At 67.0% G+C, this 922-nt stretch carries 1 protein-coding gene; it reads left to right on the forward strand.

Features of this window, described 5'->3' with window-relative positions; all coding sequences use genetic code 11:
• The coding region (gene gmd / locus ALA01S_RS31230; protein ID WP_066343678.1) for a GDP-mannose 4,6-dehydratase at positions 1 to 922 on the forward strand (922 nt) is incomplete at both ends.

Genomic DNA, 922 nt, shown 5'->3' on the forward strand with positions numbered 1-922 from the left:
AAGCTGCACTACGGCGACCTCACGGACTCCACCAACCTCATCCGCATCGTGCAGCAGGTGCAGCCTGACGAGATCTACAACCTCGCGGCCATGAGCCACGTGGCGGTGAGCTTCGAGACGCCGGAGTACACCGCCAACGCCGACGGCATCGGCACGCTGCGGCTGCTGGAGGCCGTCCGCATCCTGGGCCTGGAGAAGAAGACGCGCTTCTACCAGGCCTCCACCAGCGAGCTCTACGGCCTGGTGCAGGAAGTGCCGCAAAAAGAAAGCACCCCGTTTTACCCGCGCAGCCCCTACGCGGTGGCCAAGCTCTACGCCTACTGGATCACGGTGAACTACCGCGAGGCCTACGGCATGTACGCCTGCAACGGCATCCTCTTCAACCACGAGAGCCCCATCCGCGGCGAGACCTTCGTCACCCGCAAGATCACGCGCGCCATCGCGCGCATCGCGCTTGGGCTGCAGGAGTGCGTGTACCTGGGCAACCTGAGCGCGCTGCGCGACTGGGGCCACGCGCGCGACTACGTGCACATGCAGTGGCTGATGCTGCAGCAAAGCCAGGCCGAGGACTTCGTCATCGCCACGGGCCAGCAGTACAGCGTGCGCGAGTTCGTGCAGCGCGCCGCGGCCGAGCTGGGCATCACGGTGCGCTTCGAGGGCGAGGGCGAGCAGGAAGTGGGCATCGTCGAGGCAGTGGCCGGCGACAAGGCCAAGGTCAAGCCCGGCGAGGTCATCGTCAAGGTGGACCCGCGCTACTTCCGCCCCACCGAGGTCGAGACGCTGCTGGGCGACCCGAGCAAGGCCAAGGCCAAGCTGGGCTGGGAGCCCACCACCAGCTTCGAAGCGCTGGTGCGCGAGATGATCACCAGCGACTACGACGCCGCGCGGCGCGACAGCCTGGTCAAGCTCGCGGGCTTCCAGG

It is taken from the genome of Azohydromonas lata NBRC 102462, assembly GCF_001571085.1.
Classification (GTDB): domain Bacteria; phylum Pseudomonadota; class Gammaproteobacteria; order Burkholderiales; family Burkholderiaceae_C; genus Azohydromonas; species Azohydromonas lata.